This is a genomic window from Limnohabitans sp. (genome assembly GCF_036804465.1).
Taxonomy (GTDB): Bacteria; Pseudomonadota; Gammaproteobacteria; order Burkholderiales; family Burkholderiaceae_C; genus Limnohabitans.
Window position 1 is genome coordinate 1 of sequence record NZ_DAIRSK010000019.1, and the last position, 23051, is coordinate 23051.

Sequence of the window (23051 nt, forward strand, 5' to 3'; positions counted from 1 at the left end):
CGAACGACGTCCATAGCCGCCACCGCCACCGCCACCGCGTTTGCGCTCGGTCATGAGGTCTACGCTGGTCCGTGTAGGGTCAGGCTGGCGCTGACCGCCGCCTTGTGTTTTGTGGCCAAAGGCATTCACGCCACTTTGGGTGCCTAAATGTGCATTGGCACGCGGCTGAAAGTCGTCGTCGTCACGCCTAGGGGCGTGAGGCGCGTCAAAGTCGCGCGGTGGGCGGGGGTTCTCATTGCGAGGGCCGCGGTTGTCAAACTGGCGAGGTGCGCGTTGGCTGGCTGGTCGGTTGCCGTCACGCGCTGGACGCTCGCTGTTGCGCGGTGGGCGGTCTCCAAACTGGGCGCGTTCGCCATCGCGTGTAGGCCGATCGCCCACGCGGTCACGGCTGACATGGCCATTGGGGCGGGGTGCGCGACCTTCAGAGGCAGCCGCTTGACCGCCACGACCGCTGCCACCGTTGCGTCCACCGCCAGTGGCTTTGGTGTCGCGAATGCGTTGCATCATTTCACCGCGCGCGGCTTTGGCTGCGGCAGCCATCACGTCACGGCCTGGGGGCTTGCCTAAGCCACCCCACAGGGTTTGACGGCCCATGGCAATGGGCTCGGCTATTTCGTCAGCATCCGGGCCAAAGTCGGCCACAGGCACCACGGGGACTTGTTGCTTGGTGAAGATTTCGATGTCGCGCATGAAGCCTTGTTCGTCCAAGGACACCAAGCTCACGGCTTCGCCGCTCGAACCAGCGCGGCCGGTGCGGCCAATGCGGTGCACATAGTCTTCGCTGATGTTGGGGATTTCATAGTTCACCACATGTGGCAACTCGTCAATGTCAATGCCGCGCGCAGCAATGTCGGTGGCCACCAAGGCGCGGATATCGCCGCTTTTGAAACCAGCCAATGCTTGGGTGCGAGCAGTTTGGCTCTTGTTGCCATGCAACGCCATCGCGCTGATGCCGTTTTTGGTCAAGAACTCAGCCACATTGTTGGCACCAAACTTGGTGCGTGTGAACACCAGCACTTGGCTCCAGTTGTGCTCGTTGATGATGTGGGCGAGCAAAGCTTTTTTCTTGCCACGACCTACGGGATGCACCACTTGTGTGATGCGCTGCACCGTGGTGTTGCTGGGTGTGACTTGAATGCTTTGGGGGTCTTTGAGCAGGTTGTTGGCCAGTTCGCGAATCTCGTCGCTGAAGGTGGCGGAGAACAACAAGCTTTGCTTGTCTTTGGGGACCAAGGCCAAAATTTTCTTGACGTCGTGGATGAAGCCCATGTCCAACATGCGGTCAGCTTCGTCAAGGACCAAGATCTCTACCGTGGACAAATCGAGCAAGCCTTGCTGTTGCAAGTCCAGCAAGCGGCCTGGGGTGGCCACCAAAATGTCCACACCTTTTTTGATACGGGCCACTTGGGGGTTCATGCCCACGCCGCCAAAGATGACGGTGGAGGTCAGTTGCAGGTATTTGCCGTAGTTGCGCACCGACTCTTCCACTTGGGCCGCGAGTTCGCGGGTGGGGGTCAGCACCAAGGCACGCACGCCATACACGCCAAACTTGTTTTCTTTGCTGCGACTCATGGTGAGTTTGTGCAGCAGTGGCAAGGTGAATGCCGCTGTTTTACCCGTGCCGGTTTGAGCACCTGCCAACAAGTCGTGTCCGGCGAGAACCGCTGGAATGGCTTGGGCTTGGATGGGGGTTGGGGTTTCGTAGCCCTGTTCGGCCACAGCTTTTTGGATGGCCGGAGCCAAATTTAAATCTTCAAATTTCATGATGGAGCGCTTTATGTCAGCGCATGACACCAACCCGCTTGGTCCGAAGACCACCCAGTCAAAGGTTGGCAATGGTTACAGATGAGCTCAACAATCACAAACAGAGGTGTTTGGAACCAGCTCCAGCAGAAGTGCTGATGTTGCGGCAACTGGCGGCGGCAACGGTGTGTATTGTGGCACGGATCCAGATAGCAGGGATAATTCACGTTTTATTGCATCTGCTACCCGAAAGAAAACAAATGGCTCAGTACGTTTTTAGTATGAACCGCGTGGGCAAAATTGTGCCGCCCAAGCGTCAAATTTTGAAAGACATCTCCCTGTCTTTTTTCCCCGGCGCCAAAATTGGCGTGTTGGGCACCAACGGCTCAGGCAAGTCCACCCTGCTCAAAATCATGGCGGGCATTGACAAAGAAATCGAGGGCGAAGCCATCCCGATGACGGGGCTGAAGATTGGGTATTTGCCCCAAGAGCCACAGCTCGACGCTGAGCACACCGTGCGCCAGTCGGTCGAGAGCGGTATGGGCGAGGTCAAGGATGCACAAGCCCGCCTTGAAGCGGTGTATGCGGCCTATGCCGAAGAGGATGCTGATTTTGATGCCTTGGCTGCAGAACAAGCCCAACTCGAAGCCATCATTGCGGCCTCTGGTGCAGGTGACGGCTCTGACCACTTGCTGGAAATTGCCGCCGACGCGCTGCGCCTGCCCGCATGGGACGCCATCATTGGCAAGCTGTCTGGGGGTGAAAAACGCCGCGTGGCCTTGTGCCGTTTGTTGCTGAGCAAGCCCGACATGTTGCTGCTAGACGAACCCACCAACCACTTGGATGCTGAATCGGTGGACTGGCTGGAGCAGTTCTTGGCCCGTTTTTCTGGCACGGTGGTGGCCATTACCCACGATCGCTACTTTTTGGACAACGCCGCTGAGTGGATTTTGGAACTCGACCGTGGTCACGGCATTCCCTACAAAGGCAATTACTCCACGTGGCTAGAGCAAAAAGAAGCCCGTTTGGCCACCGAGCAGCGCACCGAAGACGCGCGCAGCAAGGCCATGAAGAAGGAATTGGAGTGGTCGCGTCAAAACCCAAAGGGTCGTCAAGCCAAGAGCAAGGCCCGTTTAGCCCGCTTTGAAGAACTGTCTGACTACGAATATCAAAAACGCAACGAGACCCAAGAAATCTTCATTCCTGTCGCCGAGCGTTTGGGCCATGAGGTGTTCGAGTTCAAAAATGTCAGCAAGTCATTTGGCGACCGTTTGTTGATCGACAACCTCAGCTTCCAAGTGCCTGCGGGCGCCATCGTGGGCATCATCGGCCCCAACGGCGCGGGCAAGTCCACCCTGTTCAAGCTGATTGCTGGCAAAGAGCAGCCTGACAGCGGTGAAGTGAAGATTGGCCAAACCGTCAAAATGGCTTTTGTGGACCAGTCACGTGACGACTTGTCGGACGACAAAACAGTTTGGGAAGACATCTCAGGTGGCTTGGATATCCTGAACGTGGGCAAATTCCAAATGCCTAGCCGTGCTTATTGCGGCCGCTTTAACTTCAATGGCGGCGACCAGCAAAAGAAGGTCGGCATGTTGTCCGGGGGAGAGCGCGGTCGTTTGCACTTGGCCAAGACCTTGATCGAAGGCGGCAACGTGTTGCTGCTGGACGAGCCGTCTAACGACTTGGACGTGGAAACCTTGCGTGCGTTGGAAGATGCGTTGTTGGAGTTCGCTGGCTCGGTCATGGTGATCAGCCACGACCGTTGGTTCCTCGACCGTATTGCCACGCACATCTTGGCTGCTGAAGGCGATAGCCAATGGGTCTTTTTCGACGGTAACTACCAAGAGTACGAAGCTGACAAGAAAAAACGCTTAGGTGAAGAGGGCGCCAAGCCCAAGCGCGTGCGTTTCAAAGCCCTTAAGTAAGCCACCACTTCCCTGCCAAAACCCAACCACCCGCAGGTGGTTGGGTTTTTTTGTGACCTATGCTTTTTAAATTGGCTAGTCAAGCCTCGTCATTTTTAATACTTTAATACGATTTAATCGTATACAATACAAAAAAACAATTACATTGGTAAGTGTGAATTTCTTCAGATCAGTTAAGAGAACAGGAACTTGTAATGAATATGTCTCCTTCAAAAGAACCTTATGACGGCTATTGCGGCACCAGCTACGCCGCCAAAATGTTGGGCATCTCTGTGGGAACCGTCCAAGGCTTGGTGGAAAAGAACGACCTCAAAGCGTGGAAGACCCAAGGCGGGCACCGTCGCATCTCTTTGCAGTCCATCCATGACTACCAACGCCGCCACAATTTGGCCCCTGCATCCATGATCCAAGGCGAAGACCGCTTGCGCGTGTTGGTGGTGGAAGACGATGAAAACACACGCTTGATGTTGCAAACCAACTTTGACCAATGGGGCTTGCCCTTGGATGCTGTGATGTACGCCTCGGCCATGGAAGCTTTGCTTGACATGCCCAGTTTGCAGCCGCAAGTGTTGCTGACTGATTTGAAAATGCCCAATGTGGACGGCTTTGAGTTTTTAAAAACCTTGAGCGCACACAATTTATTCAGCAATTTGGCGGTGGTCGTGATGACTGGCATGAGCGCCGAGGATGTCCGTTCCCATGGCGGCTTGCCTGATGGTGTGCAAATGCTGCAAAAGCCCATTGACATGGATTGGTTGCACGGCTTTTTTGATGCGCTGATGTCGGTCAGGCAAATCAACCGCCGCGCACGCGCTTAAATCGCTTCAGGCGTCATGGATCAGCGCTTGTGTGACAGCGCGGGCTTGCGGTGCAAGTTATGCTCTGCCCGTGCTCAAACTGTCTGCCCTCGATCAATCTGCCACTGCTTGTGACCAAAGCCAAGACGCAACGATCCGCCAAACTTTGGCGCTCGCTTCGCTGTGTGAGGCTTGGGGCTATCACCGCTTTTGGGTGAGCGAACACCACAGCCACCCGAGTATTGTGGGGACGGCGCCTGAAGTGTTGATGGCAGCGATTGCTGCGCGCACCACGCGCATTCGATTGGGCAGTGCGGGCGTGATGCTGCCTCACTACGCACCCCTCAAGGTGGCCGAACAGTTTCGCGTGCTCGAAGCCTTGGCCCCTGGCCGCATCGACCTCGGGGTAGGGCGTGCCCCTGGCAGCGATGGCCGCACCGCGCAGCTGCTCAACCCCGATCGCCATGCCAGCGACAACTTCCCACAACAAGTGATGGAATTGCAGGCGTGGGTCACTGGCCAGCCCATTCCCGCGGGCCACCCTGGCCACGGCGTCTACGCCTATCCCAGCGGTCCTAGCTCACCCGATGTGTGGATGCTTGGCAGTTCGGACTACGGCGCGCAACTCGCCGCTCACTTGGGCCTGCCCTATGCCTTTGCCTACTTCATCACCGAGGGACAGGGTGTGGATAGCGCTTTCAATCTCTATCGCGCCAACTACCGACCTCACCCACGCCATCCCAAGCCACAAGCCACCGTCTGTGTGTGGGCCTTGGCGGCCGACACCGAAGAAGAGGCTTGGCGCTTGTTTCAAAGCCGTGCACGCTGGAAGATGGACCGCAATTTGGGGCGCATAGGCGCCTTGCTGCCGCCCGACCAAGCCATGCGCGACTTCAGCGCCTCAGAGCAACTGGCCTTGGCTGAGTTGCGTGCTGGCGCTTTGGTGGGCAGTGCACCTCAAGTGGCTGACAAATTACGCAAGTTGGCTGAGCGTTTGCAACTGGATGAAGTGGTCATCATCACTTGGACCCACGATGCCACTGCGCAGGCAAGGTCGTATGAATTGCTGGCCCAAGAATTTGCGCTGGCCTAAGCCGTTTCAGATTTCAAGTCATTCACCTCACATTCTTGGAGACCCAAACTATGTTCTCAACCGCGATCGCTGGCAGCTTGCCCAAACCCGAGTGGCTGGCCGAGACCAACAAACTCTGGCCCAAGTGGCAAGCCCAAGGAGATGCTCTTTTGCAAGCCAAGGCCGATGCCACGCTGTTGTGGATCAAAGCCCAAGAAGATGCAGGCTTGGATGTGATTGGCGACGGCGAGCAATCGCGCCAACACTTTGTGCATGGCTTTTTGGAGCAAGTCGAAGGCATCGATTTTGAAAACAAAGTGACCATGGGCATTCGCAACAACCGCTACGACGCGCAAGTACCGCAAGTCATTGCGCCCTTGAAGTTGAAAGGTCGCGTGCATGCATTTGAAGCCCAGTTGGCGCGCGCCCACACGAAGAAGAAACTCAAGTTCACGCTGCCTGGACCCATGACCATCGTGGACACCGTGGCCGATCGTTTTTATGGCATGGGCAAAGACGCCGTGCAAGGCCGCATTGACATGGCATTTGCCTTTGCCGAGTTGCTCAACCAAGAGGCCTTGGCCTTGCAGGCTGATGGCGTGGACATCATTCAGTTTGATGAACCCGCTTTCAACGTTTACTTAGAGGAAGCCGCAGACTGGGGCGTCAAAGCACTAGAGCGCGCCGCCCAAGGCTTGACTTGCACCACGGCTGTTCATATTTGTTATGGCTACGGGATTGAGGCTAACAACAACTGGAAGAAGACCCTGGGTGACGAGTGGCGTCAGTACGAAAAAGTGTTGCCCGCCTTGGCCAAGAGCAGCATTCAACAGGTCAGCCTCGAGTGCTACCACTCCCATGTACCACCCGAAATGATGGCCTTGCTGGAAGGCAAAGACGTGATGGTGGGCGTGATTGACGTGGCCAGCGATGTGATTGAAACACCCGAACAAATTGCCGACACCATCGGCATGGCGTTGAAGTACGTGCCCAAGAACCGATTGATCGCTTGCACCAATTGCGGCTTGGCGCCCATGAGCCGCGAGGTGGCGGTCAAAAAGTTAGAGGCCTTGGCGGCAGGGGCTGCTTTGGCGCGAACTCGGTACGCCTGAGTTGTTGTTGTTCGGGGGCGAGGGGTTTGGGCATCTGTCATTGGCTACTACCCTAGGTCTTTGTTTTGAGCTAGAACTTACTTTGCAATTTGCATCAGTTGAGGCAACCACAACGATATCTCTGGGATGTAAGTGATGGCGATCAGCGACAGGAATAAGGGGATTAACCAAGGCATGATCGCTACCGTGGTTCTTTCGACCGACAACTTCGAGATGCGCGCTAACACAAATAAAACCATACCGAGTGGGGGATGCAGCAATCCGATCATCAAGTTCAGTACCATGATCAATCCAAAGTGAATGGGATCAATACCTAGCTTCAAAACGATGGGCAACAAAATTGGCACCAAGATCGTGATGGCCGCAGTCGTGTCGATGAAGCACCCCACCAACAGAATCAGCAGGTTGGCTAGCAATAAAAACTCCCATTTGCTTTGTGTAAAGCTGAAGATCCAGTCGGCCAGCATTTGCGCTGCTTGGCTGGTCGTGAGTAACCAAGCAAAAATCGATGCTGCAGTGACGATAAACAACACGCTGGCGGTGGTCTCAACTGTGTCGAAAGTCGCCTTGGCCAAGCCCTTAAATGTCATTGACCGATAACGCACCAGACCCAAAAACAGAGCCCAGATGACAGCCGCCATGGCTGCCTCAGTTGGTGTGAACCAACCCATGGTCATGCCGCCGATCAGAATGACTGGGGCCATCAAAGCCATCACAGCCGAAAATTTGAAATACCAGTCCGCCAAAAGGAGTGCGATCATGGCACCACCCACAGCGTAATTGACCGACACACCCGCTAACGTTAACAGCCAGATCGTTAAAGGGAAAAGGACAACAACCAAGATTTCAACCCCAGCGCTGCCCAACTCTCTCCATGAGAACAAGACATCTCCGCCCCAGTTGTTTCGGCGTGCAATGAAGGCAACAGTGCCCATCATGAACAGCATCATTACCAAGCCCGGCAAAACGCCTGCAAGAAATAGCGCGCCGATGGAGACGTTGGCCATCATCCCGTAAATCACAAAGGGCAGAGAAGGGGGAAAGATCGGCCCCAACGTGGCCGATGCTGCTGTCACGCCGACCGCAAATTCCGGGCTGTACCCGTGGTCTTTCATCGCCTTGATCTCAATGGTGCCTAGGCCGGCTGCATCCGCAATGGCGGTGCCAGACATCCCTGAAAAGATCACTGATCCAACAATGTTGACCTGTCCGAGACCACCTTTCATCCAGCCCACGAGCGCCACCGCAAATTTGTAAATACGTCCGGTAATGCCAGCGATATTCATCAGGTTGCCGGCAAGTATGAAGAATGGCACAGCCAACAGAGGAAAGCTCTCTACGCCAGCGATCATTCGCTGCGCTACGATCACATCCGGCACCGACCCAGTGACCAAGATGTATAAGAGCGACGCGATCGCCATGGCCATGGCCACCGGCAACCCAATCAGCATTAAACCAAGGAAAGAACCAATAAGTATTGTCATGCGTTATGCCTCAGAGCCGTCATAAGCTTGCGGTTTTTCAAGTGCCGAAAAACCAAGTTTCCAGTTTCTCAAAGTGATTTGTCCAGCGCGGATCACCATCATTGCAAAGCCGAACAAGGCCAACCAGTAGATGATGTTTTTTGGCCAATTGAGGGTAGTCATCCTTTCATCACCGACCAGCTCGATGTATCTGAATACGAGATAAGTCAGGTAGGCCAGGAACACGACTCTGATGAAGTCCACCAGCGTTGCAAAAAAGCGAGAGGCTGAAGATGGAAGATATCGATAGAGCAAATCGACCTGAATATGGCGGTCCTTTCGGACACAGGTGGAAGCGCCAATAAAGACGAGGGCAATCAGGCAGTTGGTAGCCAGCTCTTCAGTCCAAGCCAAAGAGTCGTTGAGCGCGTATCGGGTAAAGAACTGGAGGAAGACAAGTACCACCATGATCCAAAATACGCCCAAAGTCATCCAGTCGTCAAAACGGTAGTCGGACAAGTCCGTATTCAGTTGGTCTGCCTCGTCAAAGCTGTGTGCCAAAGCTTGGACGCTGGCTTGGGCTTGAGGTGTTGATTTATCCATGCGGGAAACCTTCAAGAATGAATTCAAACGCAAGTCAGGGACGGATCACCCGATCCCTGACGAGTCACCACGTAGCGTGGCGAGGTTACTTGATGTTCTGAATGCGATCCCAGTCAGCCTTGCGATAGCCGAAGTCTTCAAATTTGACGCTCTTTAGCACGGAGTCTCGGAAATCATTGCGATCTGCCTCCGTCACCGAGATGCCTTTTTTCTTAAAGATGTCCACCATTTGTTTTTCGCGTGTCACCAGGTCTGCTGATGCTTTTTCAGACGCCTCTTGAGCGATGTCAGTCAAGATCTTTTTCTCGGCGTCGGTCAGCTGCTTCCAAAGCTTGCCTGACACCACGATGTTCAAGTGTTCGACGATATGCCCGGTCAGGATGATGTTCTTTTGTACTTCATAGAACTTCTTTGCTTCTATGGTGGTTAAAGGATTTTCTTGAGCCTCAACGGTCCCGTTTTGTAATGCCAGATAAACCTCTGCAAAGGGGATAGGCGTTGCATTGGCACCGCAGGCACGAGGCATAGCCAGGTAGACCGGGGTATCAGGCACGCGCATTTTTAGGCCCTTCAGGTCAGCGCACTTGGTAATCGGTTTGTTAGCCGTGGTTTGGCGCGTGCCGTAGTACATCGAACTCAGAATCTGGTGACCGGTTTTTTCTGCATAGCCTTTGTTCAGGTCCTTGTAGACATCGCTTTTGAAAAATTTAAGCAAATGATCTACGTCCCTGAAGGTGTAGGGATAGTAGGTCACACCGATGGGCGCGTAACTCTTCGTGGCAAAACCGGCGCCAGTGACAATGATGTCAACAGTACCAAGCGTCAGGCCTTGGTTTAAGTCGTTTTCCTTGCCTAATTGGGAAGCTGGATAGACATCAGCCGAGTATTTACCGTTGGTACGTTTGCTCAGCTCATTGGCTGCCCACACTGACCATACATGGAACGGCTCTGACGTTTCCATGATGTGAGCCCATTTCAGCTTCGTTTGCGCAAATGCACCACTTGCGCAACTCGCAATAACAGATGCGAGCAATAGTTTTTTCCATAATTTCATTTTTGTCTCCTAGTGATTGATTTAACGAACGGATAAGCGGGTATTGATTTCTTCAAACTTTCACTGGCATCACTCGCTCTGCCTTCTGATTGGGCAGCGATATCGTGGTTAAGAGCCTGTGGGATCGAAGGTGATGTTCTGCGTTTTAACGATGTTTTTCATTCGCTCGAGCGCAGCTTTGATCTCCGCGCCAAACTCGGCCGATGTGTTTCCAGCCGGCTCCGAGCCGCTCTGAACGATACGTTCTTTCACCTCGGGAAATGCCAACACCTTCAGGGTTGCCGCATTCAGTTTCTTAACAATGTCATCCGGTGTTTTGGCTGGTGCAACCAAGCCATACCAGACCGCGTCGTTGATTGGCTTGAGCCCAAGCTCTGCATAGGTCGGCACGTTGGGTAAGGATTCGAGTCGTTTGTCCCATGCCACCGCAATGGGGCGTAAACGATTGCTTTGAATTTGCGCAAGAGAGCCTGGCAAACTATCGAAAAACAGCTCAACATGACCGCTCATCACATCGGTCAATGCGGGGCCTGACCCGCGGTAAGGAATGTGTAGCAGTTCTGTACCCGTCAACGTGGTGAACAGCGCGCCAGTCAGGTGATGGACGCCGCACGTGCCGCCGCTGGCATAGCGGACCTTGCCTGGATTCTTCTTGAGATAAGCGTGAAGTTCTTGGTAGTTTTTTGCAGCAACGCCAGGAAACATCGTCAACACGTTAGGCGTGCGGGCGAGGTTGCTGATGGGCGTGAAGTCTTGTACTGCGTCGTAACCCCCTTTTGGATTGCAAGCAGGATTGGCTGCGTGTGTGCCGACAGTTGCGATACCAAGTGTGTAGCCGTCGGGGGCTGCCTTAGCGATCGCCGTTGTACCAACGCTGCCGCCACCACCACTTCGGTTTTCCACTACCACCGGCTGACCCAATTCCTTACTCAGCGCCTCTGCCACGATGCGGCCAACAATGTCAGTTGCCCCGCCCGGTGGGAAGGGAATGATCATCTTGATGACTTTATTTGGGTAGCTTTGTGCCTGAACTGATATGGCAAGGGTCAGGCCAGTGATCAACGCGAGCAGAGTTTTATACAGGGGCATTTTTATCCTTCACATTTAAAAATCACGCTTGTTTTTTTAATCTACGTCTATGTGTCTTCAACATTAGTATATGTGTCGACACTTTAATGTCAATATATAAATTAAATTAAATATATGTATACACATTGGGGTTTTCACCAGTTTTTTATCTGTTTTTTCGTTTTTCTTGGGATTCGAGCGCTTAAGCGCTCAGCCAAGCACCGCCGCGGATCAGATCCGGTTTGTGTTCGCCAGCCAAATAAGAAGCGGGCAAAGCAGAGCAAATGCGGTGGTCGACACTAAAACAGCCCCAGCCGCTATATCGCCGTAAGTGCTGAAACGTTGGACATAGATGCAGTTGACGATCGCGACCGGCATGGCAAATTGCAACGTCATCACACTGGCCACGAGCGGCGGTAGATCGATCAGGTGAATGACCAGTGCGCCTGCGAGCAGACCGATCAGCAGGCGCAATGCACCAAGCACAGCGCCCTTGCGAATGCCTGTGCGTGTGACGGTGGCGAGCGCGTATCCTAGGTTCAACAACATCAGCGGCACCGCAAGCGAGCCTACCAACCGTGCGCTTTCGAGCAAAGGGGCTGGGGGCGCAAGGTCAGCCGTCCGCAAAACGACGACCAGCAGACAGGCCAATAAGATGCCTTTGGGCAAAGGTTGAGAGCGGTTACCGCCTAGGCTCATCACCCAAACGCCTAATGTGTGCTGGACCATTGAGTTCACCGCAAAGAACACGACTGCGACTGCCAGGCCCGTGTCTCCGAAAGCCAGTTGTGCAATCGGAAGTCCGAGGTTGCCGGTATTGGGAAAGGTCAGCGCGGGCCCGAGAGTCCGGGCCGGCATGCTGATGCAGCGCAGGGCTATGGCACTGAACACCGCGGCGATCGCAAGCCCCAGCAATGTGCTAGAGCCGACTTCAAGCAACTGTAGGTTGTCAAGCTGCGTCGTCATGAGTGTGTGAAATACCAGCGCGGGTGTGCAGACGACAGTCGCCAACATGGCGATGAAATCAGATGGGTAGGACTGCTTTCTTAAGCCAAAAACCGCGCCGATGCTGGTACAACAAACAACAGGCAACAAAAGAGTCGCAATCTGGGCATAGATGCCCAACCATGAAACTAACGTCATGCGGGATAGTGCGTCTGCATCAGCAGCATGTCTGCAGCACGCTCGGCAATCATCAACACGGTGGCATTGGTGTTTGTCGACGTAATAAATGGCATGACTGAACCGTCGATCACCCGCAACTGCTTAACGCCATGCACGCGCAAGTTGGCGTCGACGACAGCGCCAGATGAAGGGTCGGTGCCCATCTGGCAGGTGCCAACACCATGATAAACGGTCGATCCGTTGTCGCGGGCGTACTGCAGCAGTGCCTCATCTGAGTCCGCATGTGGGCCAGGTACGGTTTCGCCAACAACGAAGGGCGTGAGGGATGGCTGCTTGGCCAATTCGCGACCGATACGCAACCCAGCAACCACCGTCTGCCTATCCAAAGGGGTGTTCAAATAATGTGGTGCGATGGTCGGCGCTTGGGCACTGTCGTTTGAAGTGATGTGCACATACCCACGGCTTTCTGGACGCATCTGCCACACGCCGAACGACAGTCCCGGCTTGTCTTCGAGTTCTCCAATGCGGCCTTCCTTGAAGCTGCCTGGGGCGATCACGAACTGCACGTCTGAGCGAGCAGCAAGACCGGTCGAGGCGAACGCGCCAATCACAGCTGCGCTGTAGGTCAATATCCCGTCGCCAGTTACCAGATATTTCGCCACTTCTTTGGCCAGTGCGGCACCATGCGAACGTTCGTTGGCGGTCTCGACACCCTGGATGCGAAAGCACAACCGAGTCACGTAATGGTCTTGCAGGTTGTTGCCTACGCCGCCCAAGGGAACTTGCGTGCGGATACCCGCGTTGTCCAATACGTTCGTATCGCCGATGCCACTCAGTTCCAGCAAGCGTGGCGTGCCGATGACGCCGGCGCTGAGAATCACTTCCTTGCGTGCTTTCACAAAAACGGTTTGTCCGTTGTCACGCCGACACTCGACGCCAGTGGCTGTGCGCTGAGACCCTTCGCCCTCCATCCTGATTCGCTGCGCGGACAAGTCGGTGAGCACGCTCAGGTTATGGCGTGAGGTGATGGGCCACAAATAGCCCCGAGCCGCACTTGAGCGAGTCCGGCCCTTGCGTGTCTGCTGATAGAACCAAATAGATGGTCCGTGGGTAGTGGCATTGGGGTCATCGACGATCTCCAGCCCTAGTTCTTTCCCCGCCGCCATCACCTTCGTGCATACCTCCGGCGGCGAAGAGACCCGCGTCACCTGGATCGGACCACTGCTGCCCCGACGCGCGTCCTGACCATCTTGCCAGGTCTCGGAGCGGGTGTAGTAGGGCAGGCAATTGGCGAAATTCCAGCCTGCTGCGCCACTTGATTCCCAAGCGTCTATATCGGCAGTGAAGGGTCGCACGTACAGCAGGCCGTTGATGGAACTCGACCCCCCCAAGCCTCTGCCGCGAGGGAACAAAATTTCGCGATCGCTTGCCTGTGCCTCGGGTGCCGTTTTGTAGCCCCAGGTGATGCTGGGATGGTCAAGTAAACGAAGGAAGCCGGCAGGAATGTGAATCAATGGATGTCGGTCACGCCCGCCCGCCTCAATCAGTACCACCGTGTTTTTGCCGTCAGCCGAAAGACGGTTGGCGAGCACACAGCCGGCTGTGCCAGCGCCGACGATCACGTAGTCGGCCATGATTTCTTTGTTGATGGAGTTCATCAGCTTATCTTGCTGGTTGAGCCAAGACGGCGTCATTGAGACGTGACCCTTTGACGATGCCCTCTCGCATCAGCTCATCAATCTCGCTGGCGGCAAAGCCATATTCAAGCAGGACTTCTTCGCTGTGCTCGCCGAGCACTGGGGGTGGACGTCGCACTTGCACCGGTGTGCCATGCAGCGTCAGTGGATTGGCTATGTTGGTCATGGGGCCTGCGACGGGATGGTCGAACTGAAGAACCGCACCGGTGTGTTTGATCTGCGGGTCAGTCGTGAGGGCTGTGTGGTAGTCCTGAACGGCGGCGCATGGGACGTCGGCCTCTGACATGGTTTTGACCCAATAGGCTGCTGGCTGCTTCACGAAAGCGTCTTCTAGTATTGCGTCCAGCAGATGGCGATTGGCGGTGCGTTGGGTGTTGTTGATAAAGCGTTCGTCAACCATGAGATCCATACGATCTAGAACGCGGCACAGATTGGTCCAAAACTTTTCAGTGAAACAGGCGGCAAAGAAATATTTGCCGTCTGCACCTTCATAGTTGCGATAAGGAACCATCGTCGGATGTCCACTACCGAGCCTTGAGGGTGCTTTGCCACTGCGGATGGTCTCACCGTCGCGTGGAATAGTGCTGAACAACGCGGCTGCCAACAAGGAGGTGTCCATCCGTTGACCCATCCCTGTGCGCTCGCGATGCAGCAGGGCGGTGGTGATGCCCAAAGCCATCATCGCTGCAGCACCGAAATCGGGGAGTGGCGCACCCAAGCGAACAGGCAGGCCATCGGCCTCGCCGGTCATGTCCATCAAACCCGCTACGGCTTGCACGATCGGGTCGTTCGCTGGCCAAGCCGCTAACGGACCGCTTTGTCCAAAGGCAGAGGCACTTGCGTAAATGATCTGTGGATTGATGGCTCTGACGGCTTCGTAACCTACACCTAAGCGATCTACTGTGCCAGGGCGGAAGTTCTCAACAATGACATCAGCCGTTTTTGCCATGCGCAAAAAAACCGCCTTGCCTGCTGGTGACTTTAGATCGAGTCGCAGGCTGCGTTTATTTCTGTTTTGCGACATGAACTGCACGCTTTCGCCATTCACGAATTGATTCCCTAAGTCACGTGCGAGATCGCCGTGGGCTGGTTCTTCAACCTTGATGACGTCAGCGCCCAGATCGCCAAGCAGCATGGTACCCACCGGACCCGCCGTCATGACGCTCAAATCAAGGATGGTGTAGCCGCTCAACGGCATCGGTTTAGTTTGTTCGCTCATCGCGGTGTCTCCTAGCTTTTCGGACTTTCTATGGGTTGAACAGCCCGTTTCTAAATTGATCAATCGGCTGCTGGGTACGCCATAGGCGTGAACAGGCTTTGGCCGTTTTTGGCTCGTGTTTGCACGAAGGCGTGACCATATTCAGCATCGTTGCGCTGCAGGTAGTCGGTGCGCAGATGGCCGCTGCGGGTTTCTCGGCGTTGCAGGCAAGCTTCCAGAATGATCGTTGCCGTTGTGGCCATATTCTGGAGTGTTAGTACTTCAGCTAGGGTCGCCTGCGTGGCACCACCGCCATGGTCGAATGACGTTTCGATGTCTCGCGCCACCTTCAGTGCGGCGTTCAATCCAGACTCATTTTTTTCGACCAGTGCATGCTGCTGCATTGCGGATTGCAAAGACTGCATGCTGCTCGCTAAGCCGAAATTAGCGTTGGGGGCCAATGCAAGTCGCAGCCTTTCGACGACTTCATCGCCCACGATGGGTGTTGTTACTGCACTATCTCTCGCATGGCGGCCAGCCGCATCACCCGCTCGGTGCCCGAACACTTGCCCCTCAGCGAGTGAGTTGCCGCCTGGTCGATCCGGACCCCGAACTCCGCCTGCCAACTCACCGATGACATGCACGCCTGGAATTGTGGACCGCGCATCAGCGTCAATCATGCGAACGCCGCCGTTGAGGCATTGGAAAGCGATGCCCACGTTCATCGCGTCCTTTTGGGGGTCAATGCCGTTGGCCTGCATCCAGCGCATGGTATTTGGAATGGTCGCTTGCAGCCTTTCGGGCGGGACATGGGCCAGCGAGAAGTTGATCGTGCCGCGATGATTGCCGCGGCCAGCTGCGATTTCCGAAGCGATCGCGATGTCGATGTAACGCGATACGTTGCTCACTGTGAACGGGAACACCTTTTCGTCCATCACTTCGGTCTGACTGACGCCCTCAGGGAGGTAGTCGGGTAAAAATTCGTGGCCCTGTGAATTCGTCATGCGTGGATGCAGTACGAAACATGATTTCGAAAAAAGTTGGACATAGGGATGAATCAGCGCTGGTCCAAACTGGTGAAACTCCATGTTGACTAGTTCAGCCCCCGCGCGAAATAGCACGGCCTGACCGTCGCCGGTCATTTCAGCGGTCGACACCTGCTGCGAGAACAAACCATGTGCACCGCCGGTGCCCAACACCACCGATTTAGCATGAACTACCAGCCAAGTTTGGGCCGACGCATCAAAGGCCAGAACGCCGGCCGCTTGCCCATGCGCATCGAGAAGCAGATCGATCAATCCGGCTGGTGCGCGCACCTTCACGCCTCGCTGGACTGCCTGAGCATTGAGTGCCTCGACAAAGGCCTTTCCGGTTTTTCCTGATACGCCCAGCGCCCTTGCATAGCTGCCAAAGTCGCTCTGTATCAGCTTGTAATCAGTGGCGTTACCCGTGGCAACTTTTTCAGCCTTTGCCCGATCGAAGGACACGCCATATGCAATCAGGTCGTCAATGCGCTTGGGCGCGTCTTCGGCGAGAACGCGCACCAAGTCGCGATCGATAAAGCCATTAGCAGCTGCCATGGTGTCCCGGTAATGGACATCGGGGCTGTCAGCCGTAGCACCAAAGCCTGAGGCACCCATGCTCATGATTTCGCTGGCGCCGTGCACCGTGCTTCCACCGATGCCCAAGGGGGCCTTGACTAGCATCAGCACGTCGACGCCAGTCAATCGCGCCGACAGCGCTGCGCGCGACGCCGCTCCCCCGCCACCGACGACAACGACGTCGGTGTAAAGCTCCTCAATGGTCAGACCTAGGGCTTTCAGTTCTTCAACAATGTGTTGGCTCATGATTCGACTGCCTATGACTTGAGACTGCGCGCCACGATGTTGCGCAGGATCTGATTGGTGCCGCCAAAGATTTGGAATAGCTTTGATTCACGGTAATGGCGCTGCATCGGGTACTCCATGGCGTAGCCATTGGCTCCCATGATTTGTAGACCGTCAGTGGAGACCTTCACGTAAACGTCAGACGCGAAGTACTTAGCCTGCGACGACTCGGCATCGCATGGTTGGCCGTCAACCAGCAATTTGGCCGCGCGATACGCCATCATTCGCGCCGCATCGACCTGAGTCTGCATGTCAACCAACATGTGGGATACAACTTGGAAATCGAACACCGGTTGGCCAAACTGTTTGCGGTCGAGCGCATACCAGCGTGCCAAGTCCACCGCTGCCTGCGCCGCGCCGACACACATGGCCGACAAGGCGACTCGCTCTTTGGCGAGTACGGCGGTCAGCCGCTTCCAACCCATGTGGAGTTCGCCGACGACTAGTCGTTTGGGCACCCTCACGCCAACATAGTTGACTTCACAGGTGCGGATGGCACTGCCACCGAGTAGGTCAATCGGGCGGATTTCCAGCCCCGGGGTATCGCTCGGCACAAGGAAAAGACTGATGCCGTTGTGTTTCGTGGCCTCCTTATCTGTCCGCACGGCGGTGAGAATGTACTTGGCCTGCATCGCGCCGGTGATCCACATCTTTGTGCCGTCGATGATGAAGTCATCACCGTCAGCGACACCACGCGTGGTTAGGGATGCTGCGTCCGAGCCTGAACCGTTTTCGCTCAGCGCGAACGCTAACCAGCCTTGTCCATTGGCCAACGACGGCAAAACTTCGGCCTTGATTTCTTCGCTCGCAAAACGCGCTACTGCGCCGCCCACCATATTGATGTTGGCATTCCAAAAGCGACTCAGCGCGATGCTGTGATAAGCCGCCACCTCTAGGAACGCGGTCATGTCCATGTAATCACCGATTCCCCCATAGGTTTCGGGTAGGGTGAGTGCGAACCACCCCTGCTCGACGCCAACCTCGATCAGCTCCTTAGGAAAGCGCTTTTCTTCATCGCACGCGCTGATGTACTCTGGGCTGGCATGCTTGGATAGCACGCGGTTGATGCTGCGTCGGAACTCGAACTGCTCTTCGTTCAGATAAGGGCGCAAGTCGGCACGCTCAAGCATGGCTAATGTGTATTCGGGATTCATAGCGTTGGTCTGTATGGGTTGATCAGAGGGTGTGTTTCATGCCGCGGTGTGCAGCTTCTGGTTTAGATTGACATTGCGCAGCACGGATGAGCGGCTTCGGGCGCCAGTCATCAGGAATGCAAGATCTGAGCCGCTTAGGATCAGCCGTGCGCCCTTGTGGATGTACTCGGCCATCAGCGCCTCGTCGTAAACACCACCCACGCCGGCGACTTTGCCGTGTCTAACGCAGGCGGCGAATACGGTGTCTAGCGTTGCCTTTAGGCTTGCGTGACCCAACTGCCCTGGCACGCCAAGTTCGGCCGCCATGTCTGTGCAGCCAACCAGCAAAACATCGATCCCAGGCACGGCTGCAATAGCATCGACGTTGTCCCTTCCTTCGATTGTTTCGATCATCGCCACGACCAACGTTTCAGCGTTGATCAATGACACTGTTTCGGGCACCGGCAGCGGCATGAAACGTGTTTGCGGAAGGTTGCCAGGGATCGAGCGGCGACCAAGCGGTGTGAAGCGGCAAAAGTCGACGACCGCGCGCGCTTGTTCAACTGTGCTGACGTGCGGGATCACAATGCCTTGAGCGCCTGTGTCAAGCAGTCGGGTGCTATGGAAAGCCTCATGCGCAGGCACCCGAATCATTGGCGTGATGCCAACAGCGAGCGCAGCCTGACAGATCTGTGCGGCGGTATCCACACTCATTGAATTGTGTTCCATGTCAATGAAAAGCCAGTCGAAGTCGCAGCTTTTAGCGATCTGTGCAATATCAACTGTACGGGCCTGGCGCAGACCCATACCCAGTGCAAGCTCGTCGTTCAGAATGCGTTGCTTTGCTCGATTGGTGATGACTTTCATGTGTAACTCCTTCAATTTTCTTATAGATGGTTGCGCAATCAGTTCGCATCTGTCGGCATGGCGACGTTGACGAATTTGGTGTCGAGGTAGTCTCGAATTGCATGCGGTCCACCTTCACGTCCAAATCCGCTATCTTTTGAGCCACCGAATGGTGTTTCTGCCGTGGCTGCAACGAAGGTGTTGACACCGATAACGCCAGCTTGCAGGCGATCTACTGTCGCGTGCGTTTTGGTCAACGAACGCGTGAACACGTAGGCGGCCAGCGCAAAAGGTAGGCGGTTAGCTTCGGTTATCACCTCGTCCATCGTTGAGAAAGTGGTCAAGGTTCCAATTGGGCCAAATGGTTCGTCATTGAGCACCGAGTCGTCGGGTTGCAATTGTGTGAGCCATGTCGGCTCAAAAAAGTAGCCGCGCTCCATGCCCCTTGGTCGCATCCCGCCCGACAGAACCCGGGCACCCCCGGATACAGCTTTGTCAACCATTTGCTCGACTGCGTCCCGACGGCGTTTGGTGGCCAATGGGCCAAGATCGGTTGCATCGTCGAGTGGGGATCCGACGCGAAGCTCGCGCGTCGCAGCCATCAACTTCTCTTCGACCTCCTTGGCAATTGACTCGTGGACATAAAAGCGCGTGGGAGAAGCACATACCTGACCTGCGTTGCGGAACTTACCGGGAGCAGCCATGGCAGCGAAGGCGTCAACATCGGCATCGGCATGCACAATCACTGGCGCATGGCCGCCCAACTCCATGCTCACCCGCTTCAGGGTGACGGCTGACTGTTCAACTATCAGACGGCCAATCGGCACGGATCCGGTAAAGCTGACCTTGGCGACAAGTGGGTCGTTCATGATCGTTGCTGTGATTTCTGCCGGACGACCGATCACCAGATTGATGGCTCCCTGAGGGAAGCCCGCATCTTCGAAACACTTGATGAGCGCCATGGTTGCACCGGCCGCTTCGTTGGATGGACGAATCACCAAGGTGTTACCTGCGGCCAAGGCGGGTGCCATTTTGCGGGACAGGAGCAACAGCGGGAAATTCCAAGGCACAAATGCGGCGACGACTCCCAGTGGCTCCATGTGCACGAGATAACGGTCACCCTTGACGCGGCTCTCGTAGCTCATGCCAAAGATGCGGCGGGCTTCATCGGCGAACCAGTCGACTGACTCTGCCGACGACTTGGCTTCGCCCACAGCTTGCCGAATAGGTTTACCGGTCTCCAACGCGACCAAGTAGCCCAGTTTTTCGGCACGCTCGTTGATCAAAGTAGCAGCACGTCTTAGCAGTGCCGAGCGGCTCCAAGCGCTCAATGCGCGCATGGATTCGCGCGCCTTGCCAGCGGCTGCGATCGCTTCGGTGACTTGTGCGGCACCAGCCTGTTTGATGTCGCCCAATGTGATCTCGGTGGCTGGGTTAATCATGGCAGGGGCACTCTCGCTGCCAGGGCGCCAAATGCCATTTATGAATTGTCCGTGTGAGGTGTATAGGTCTTGGAGTTCCATTGGATCCTAGTGAAGCAGTGTCTTGAAACAATTTAAGTGTAGCTATTTTCTCAAATGTGTCAACACTTAATGCAATATTGCCTACATATATAGATTAATTGTTTCCCGATGTCTTGTAAACTAAGATCCATTAAAACTTCACGACGCCCCATGAGCAAAGTTCCCTTGAGAGACGCAGATGTCATCGCCACGCGCTTAGATGGAATTCAGGAGAAGGTGCGCAGCATGATCGCCGACGGAACGCTGCAGCCTGGAGAGCGAGTCAACGAACAGGCGCTGGCAGCTCAATTAGGCGTAGGCCGAAATTCAGCGCGCGAAGCGCTTCGCTCATTGGAGCGAAGTGGGCTGGTGCGCATCGTTCCCAATCGTGGCGCAGAAGTGCGTAAGGTTTCCCTAGAGTCAGCACTCGATCTGTACGATTTACGGGCCAGCATCGCTCGGACAGCCGGTAGGCTGGCCGCTTCGCGACTGGAGAACCAAGAGGACGCGCAGTTGTTGACGCTGATGGATCATATGGAAGTGGCGTTGAAGGCTCGGGACGGCGGCACCTATCACCAGCTCAACAAGAAATTCCATGATCTGCTGATGGCAATCACCAAGAACCCACGCCTGATCGACTTGAATAACACGATTGAAGCGGAGCTCAGCCTTTACTTGCGAAAGGGCGTCTACACCATGGCCCAAATGCAGCAATCACATAGCGAACACGGGCGGCTGGTGGAGGCACTGCGCAATGGTCTGGTTGCAGAGACAGCCGACTTATTTGAAAGTCACATCCTCACCGGCAAGCAACGGATGCTTGATACCGTGACGAGATCAGCGCCGGTTGCATGACAGTGTCATGCAGAACAAACATTCAGGTGCAGCCGCTGTCACACCAGTTGCTGGCGCGAATCTATTCTTCAGCGAAGGCTTCAGGGGCTGAGACGATGCCTGTTTCAGCGTCATAGCCCACGCGGCGAAGATGCAAGGCCAAAGCTGCATCCATGGTTTGGGCGTGTTGGGGAAACCACATTGCTAGTTCGTGCGTCATTTGACGCATCACGGCCATGTCCCCCTTTTCGCTGCCACGACGCAAACCTTCGCGCATCACTTCCAGCACCACGTTGTGCTGCGTGGTGTGGCAGTTGGTGGACGAGAACTTGGTGTCTTTCATCCACTTGTCTTCGCCGCCAAAGTGTTCTTGGGTGTGCTCAATGAGCGCTGTAAAACGCTCGTTCAAGGTGTCGTCATCAGCCAGTTCGGTGGCGGCCAACAAGTTGACAAATTCGCGGTGCGTGTCGTCCATGAAGCTTAGCTCTAGGGATAACGCGTCAGACCAGGTAAGGGTGATTGCGCGTGCGGGTAGTGTGGCGTTCAGGGTGTCGGACATCAGAGGCTTATGAAAGAGGACGCGTTTTTTTTGGCGGTGCGTCAAGCTTAAGTTGAATCAACCGGTGTTACTTTGCGCTGGGTCAAACCCCCCGCAGCCAAGCTGTAAATCGGTGTAAGTAACTGGGCTCCGCCATGAAGATGGCCAGCGTCACCACAACATTGGCCACGCCGGTCCACAAGAAGATGTCGGGGATGGACAAGCCAGCGCTCAGCATGGCGCCCGCCATGAGCGAGCTGGCAATCATGAAGATGGCATTGATGATGTTGTTGGCTGCAATGATGCGGGCCACTTCATGGGCTTTGCTCTCGATTTGAATGAGTGCATACATGGGCACGCTGTAAATGCCTGTGAACAAACTCAGCAGCAGCAAGTCGACCATGATGCGCCAATGCGCGCTTTGTGTCACAAATGCGCTGATGCCCATCAGTTCAGAGGTGGGCAAATGCGCTGCGGCCAGATACAAATCCACAGCAAATACCGTCATGCCGATTGCGCCCAAGGGGCTCAACCCAATCTCCACACGCCCGCGGCTCAAGGCTTCGCACAAAAGCGCGCCTGCGCCAATGCCAATGGAGAACAACACCAACAACAGCGAAGCCACTTGCGCATCACCATGCAATACCTCTTTGGCAAAACTGGGAAACTGGCTTAAAAAAACGGCACCAAAAAACCACATCCAACTGATGCCCAGCAGGGTTTGAAATACTTTGGGGTTGGCGCGTGCCAAGCGCAGGTTGCGCAGGGTTTCGGTGAAGGGGTTCCAGTTGATGGCTTCATCCGGCGAGGTGGCCGTCAGCGGCGGCATGCGTGCGCTCATCCAGCGGCCCAATACCGCCACGGCCAAACAAGCCACGGACACTGTCGCGTGGCCTATGTCAGGGATGGCCACCAACAAACCACCTGCCACGTTGCCCAATAAGATGGCCACAAACGTGCCCATCTCGGTCATGCCATTGCCGCCAGTGAGCTCGTGCTCATCGAGCACGCGCGGCAAGTACGAATATTTAGCGGGCCCAAACACGGTGGAGTGCAGGCCCATCAAAAAAGTGCATGCCAGCAACACGGCCGCTTGTTGCGTCATAAAGCCCACAGCGGCGAGCGCCATGATGCCAATTTCACAGTTTTTTACCCACCGCATGATGGTGGTGTCTGAATACTTTTCAGCCAGTTGCCCGCTGGTGGCGGAGAACAACAAATAAGGCAGGATGAACAGCGCCCCAATGATGAGGCCCGCTAACGACACGGGCAACCAACTCACACTGAGCTGGTAGGTCACCATCACGGTGAAGGCGAATTTGAATAGGTTGTCGTTGGCCGCGCCGCAAAACTGCGTCCAGAAAAACGGCCCAAACCGACGTTGTTTTAACAGTGCGAACTGGTTGGTTTCGCGTTGGATGAAACGAGCGTCGGTTGGGCGGGTCATGGCAA

At 55.3% G+C, this 23051-nt stretch carries 18 protein-coding genes and 1 pseudogene; 5 read left to right on the forward strand and 14 right to left on the reverse strand.

Annotated features, from left to right (window positions below; all coding sequences use genetic code 11):
• On the reverse strand, nt 1-1764 hold a 1764-nt coding region (locus V7Q41_RS10805; RefSeq protein WP_333845851.1), incomplete at its 3' end, for a DEAD/DEAH box helicase.
• A 239-nt stretch (nt 1765-2003) separates the two neighbouring features.
• Here V7Q41_RS10805 and ettA point away from each other — a divergent pair.
• The 4 genes from ettA to V7Q41_RS10825 all read left to right on the forward strand — a co-directional run bounded on the left by ettA (nt 2004) and on the right by V7Q41_RS10825 (nt 6652).
• A complete protein-coding gene (gene ettA, locus V7Q41_RS10810) occupies nt 2004-3671 on the forward strand; it encodes an energy-dependent translational throttle protein EttA (RefSeq protein WP_333845852.1) in 1668 nt (555 codons plus the stop codon).
• 194 nt (nt 3672-3865) lie between these two features.
• Complete coding sequence (locus tag V7Q41_RS10815; protein WP_333845853.1) at nt 3866-4489, forward strand: response regulator; 624 nt, start codon at nt 3866-3868, stop codon at nt 4487-4489.
• A 70-nt stretch (nt 4490-4559) separates the two neighbouring features.
• Nucleotides 4560-5561: an LLM class flavin-dependent oxidoreductase gene (locus V7Q41_RS10820; RefSeq protein WP_333845854.1), complete on the forward strand. Its 1002-nt coding sequence runs from the start codon at nt 4560-4562 to the stop codon at nt 5559-5561.
• 50 nt (nt 5562-5611) lie between these two features.
• Nucleotides 5612-6652, forward strand: a complete 1041-nt coding sequence (locus V7Q41_RS10825) for a methionine synthase (protein WP_333845855.1) — start codon at nt 5612-5614, stop codon at nt 6650-6652.
• A 77-nt stretch (nt 6653-6729) separates the two neighbouring features.
• Here the strand turns inward: V7Q41_RS10825 and V7Q41_RS10830 are convergent, their stop codons facing one another.
• The 11 genes from V7Q41_RS10830 to V7Q41_RS10880 all read right to left on the reverse strand — a co-directional run bounded on the left by V7Q41_RS10830 (nt 6730) and on the right by V7Q41_RS10880 (nt 20248).
• Nucleotides 6730-8136, reverse strand: coding sequence for a TRAP transporter large permease (locus V7Q41_RS10830; protein ID WP_333845856.1), 1407 nt, complete (start codon nt 8134-8136; stop codon nt 6730-6732).
• A 3-nt stretch (nt 8137-8139) separates the two neighbouring features.
• Complete coding sequence (locus V7Q41_RS10835) at nt 8140-8718, reverse strand: TRAP transporter small permease (protein WP_333845857.1); 579 nt, start codon at nt 8716-8718, stop codon at nt 8140-8142.
• 85 nt (nt 8719-8803) lie between these two features.
• On the reverse strand, nt 8804-9772 hold the full coding sequence (locus V7Q41_RS10840; RefSeq protein WP_333845858.1) for a sialic acid TRAP transporter substrate-binding protein SiaP: 969 nt from the start codon (nt 9770-9772) through the stop codon (nt 8804-8806).
• A gap of 108 nt (nt 9773-9880) precedes the next feature.
• Nucleotides 9881-10861 carry a Bug family tripartite tricarboxylate transporter substrate binding protein gene (locus V7Q41_RS10845; protein ID WP_442918853.1) on the reverse strand — a complete coding sequence of 327 codons (981 nt, stop codon included), beginning with the start codon at nt 10859-10861 and terminating at the stop codon, nt 9881-9883.
• Nucleotides 10862-11071: 210 nt separating this feature from the next.
• Nucleotides 11072-11983, reverse strand: a complete 912-nt coding sequence (locus V7Q41_RS10850; RefSeq protein ID WP_333845860.1) for an AEC family transporter — start codon at nt 11981-11983, stop codon at nt 11072-11074.
• Nucleotides 11980-13623: a GMC family oxidoreductase gene (locus V7Q41_RS10855; protein ID WP_333845861.1), complete on the reverse strand. Its 1644-nt coding sequence runs from the start codon at nt 13621-13623 to the stop codon at nt 11980-11982. The genes V7Q41_RS10850 and V7Q41_RS10855 overlap by 4 nt, the downstream gene beginning before the upstream one ends.
• A gap of 4 nt (nt 13624-13627) precedes the next feature.
• Entirely contained in the window at nt 13628-14881 is a 1254-nt protein-coding gene (locus tag V7Q41_RS10860; RefSeq protein ID WP_333845862.1) for a CaiB/BaiF CoA transferase family protein, read from the reverse strand.
• 59 nt (nt 14882-14940) lie between these two features.
• Nucleotides 14941-16707, reverse strand: coding sequence for an FAD-binding protein (locus V7Q41_RS10865; protein ID WP_333845863.1), 1767 nt, complete (start codon nt 16705-16707; stop codon nt 14941-14943).
• A gap of 11 nt (nt 16708-16718) precedes the next feature.
• Nucleotides 16719-17900 (reverse strand): acyl-CoA dehydrogenase family protein, encoded by a 1182-nt coding sequence (locus V7Q41_RS10870; protein WP_333845864.1) that lies wholly within the window; start codon nt 17898-17900, stop codon nt 16719-16721.
• Between the two features lie 36 nt (nt 17901-17936).
• A complete protein-coding gene (locus tag V7Q41_RS10875) occupies nt 17937-18746 on the reverse strand; it encodes an HpcH/HpaI aldolase family protein (RefSeq protein WP_333845865.1) in 810 nt (269 codons plus the stop codon).
• 38 nt (nt 18747-18784) lie between these two features.
• Nucleotides 18785-20248: an NAD-dependent succinate-semialdehyde dehydrogenase gene (locus V7Q41_RS10880; protein WP_333845866.1), complete on the reverse strand. Its 1464-nt coding sequence runs from the start codon at nt 20246-20248 to the stop codon at nt 18785-18787.
• Between the two features lie 150 nt (nt 20249-20398).
• Between V7Q41_RS10880 and V7Q41_RS10885 the strand changes: the two genes are divergently transcribed.
• Complete coding sequence (locus tag V7Q41_RS10885) at nt 20399-21082, forward strand: GntR family transcriptional regulator (protein ID WP_333845867.1); 684 nt, start codon at nt 20399-20401, stop codon at nt 21080-21082.
• 61 nt (nt 21083-21143) lie between these two features.
• Here the strand turns inward: V7Q41_RS10885 and V7Q41_RS10890 are convergent, their stop codons facing one another.
• Both V7Q41_RS10890 and V7Q41_RS10895 read right to left on the reverse strand, forming a co-directional pair.
• Complete coding sequence (locus V7Q41_RS10890; protein WP_333845868.1) at nt 21144-21620, reverse strand: hemerythrin domain-containing protein; 477 nt, start codon at nt 21618-21620, stop codon at nt 21144-21146.
• Between the two features lie 94 nt (nt 21621-21714).
• Nucleotides 21715-23046 (reverse strand): annotated as a pseudogene (locus tag V7Q41_RS10895) (MFS transporter); the annotation flags it as partial.
• Between the last annotated feature and the right edge of the window lie 5 nt (nt 23047-23051).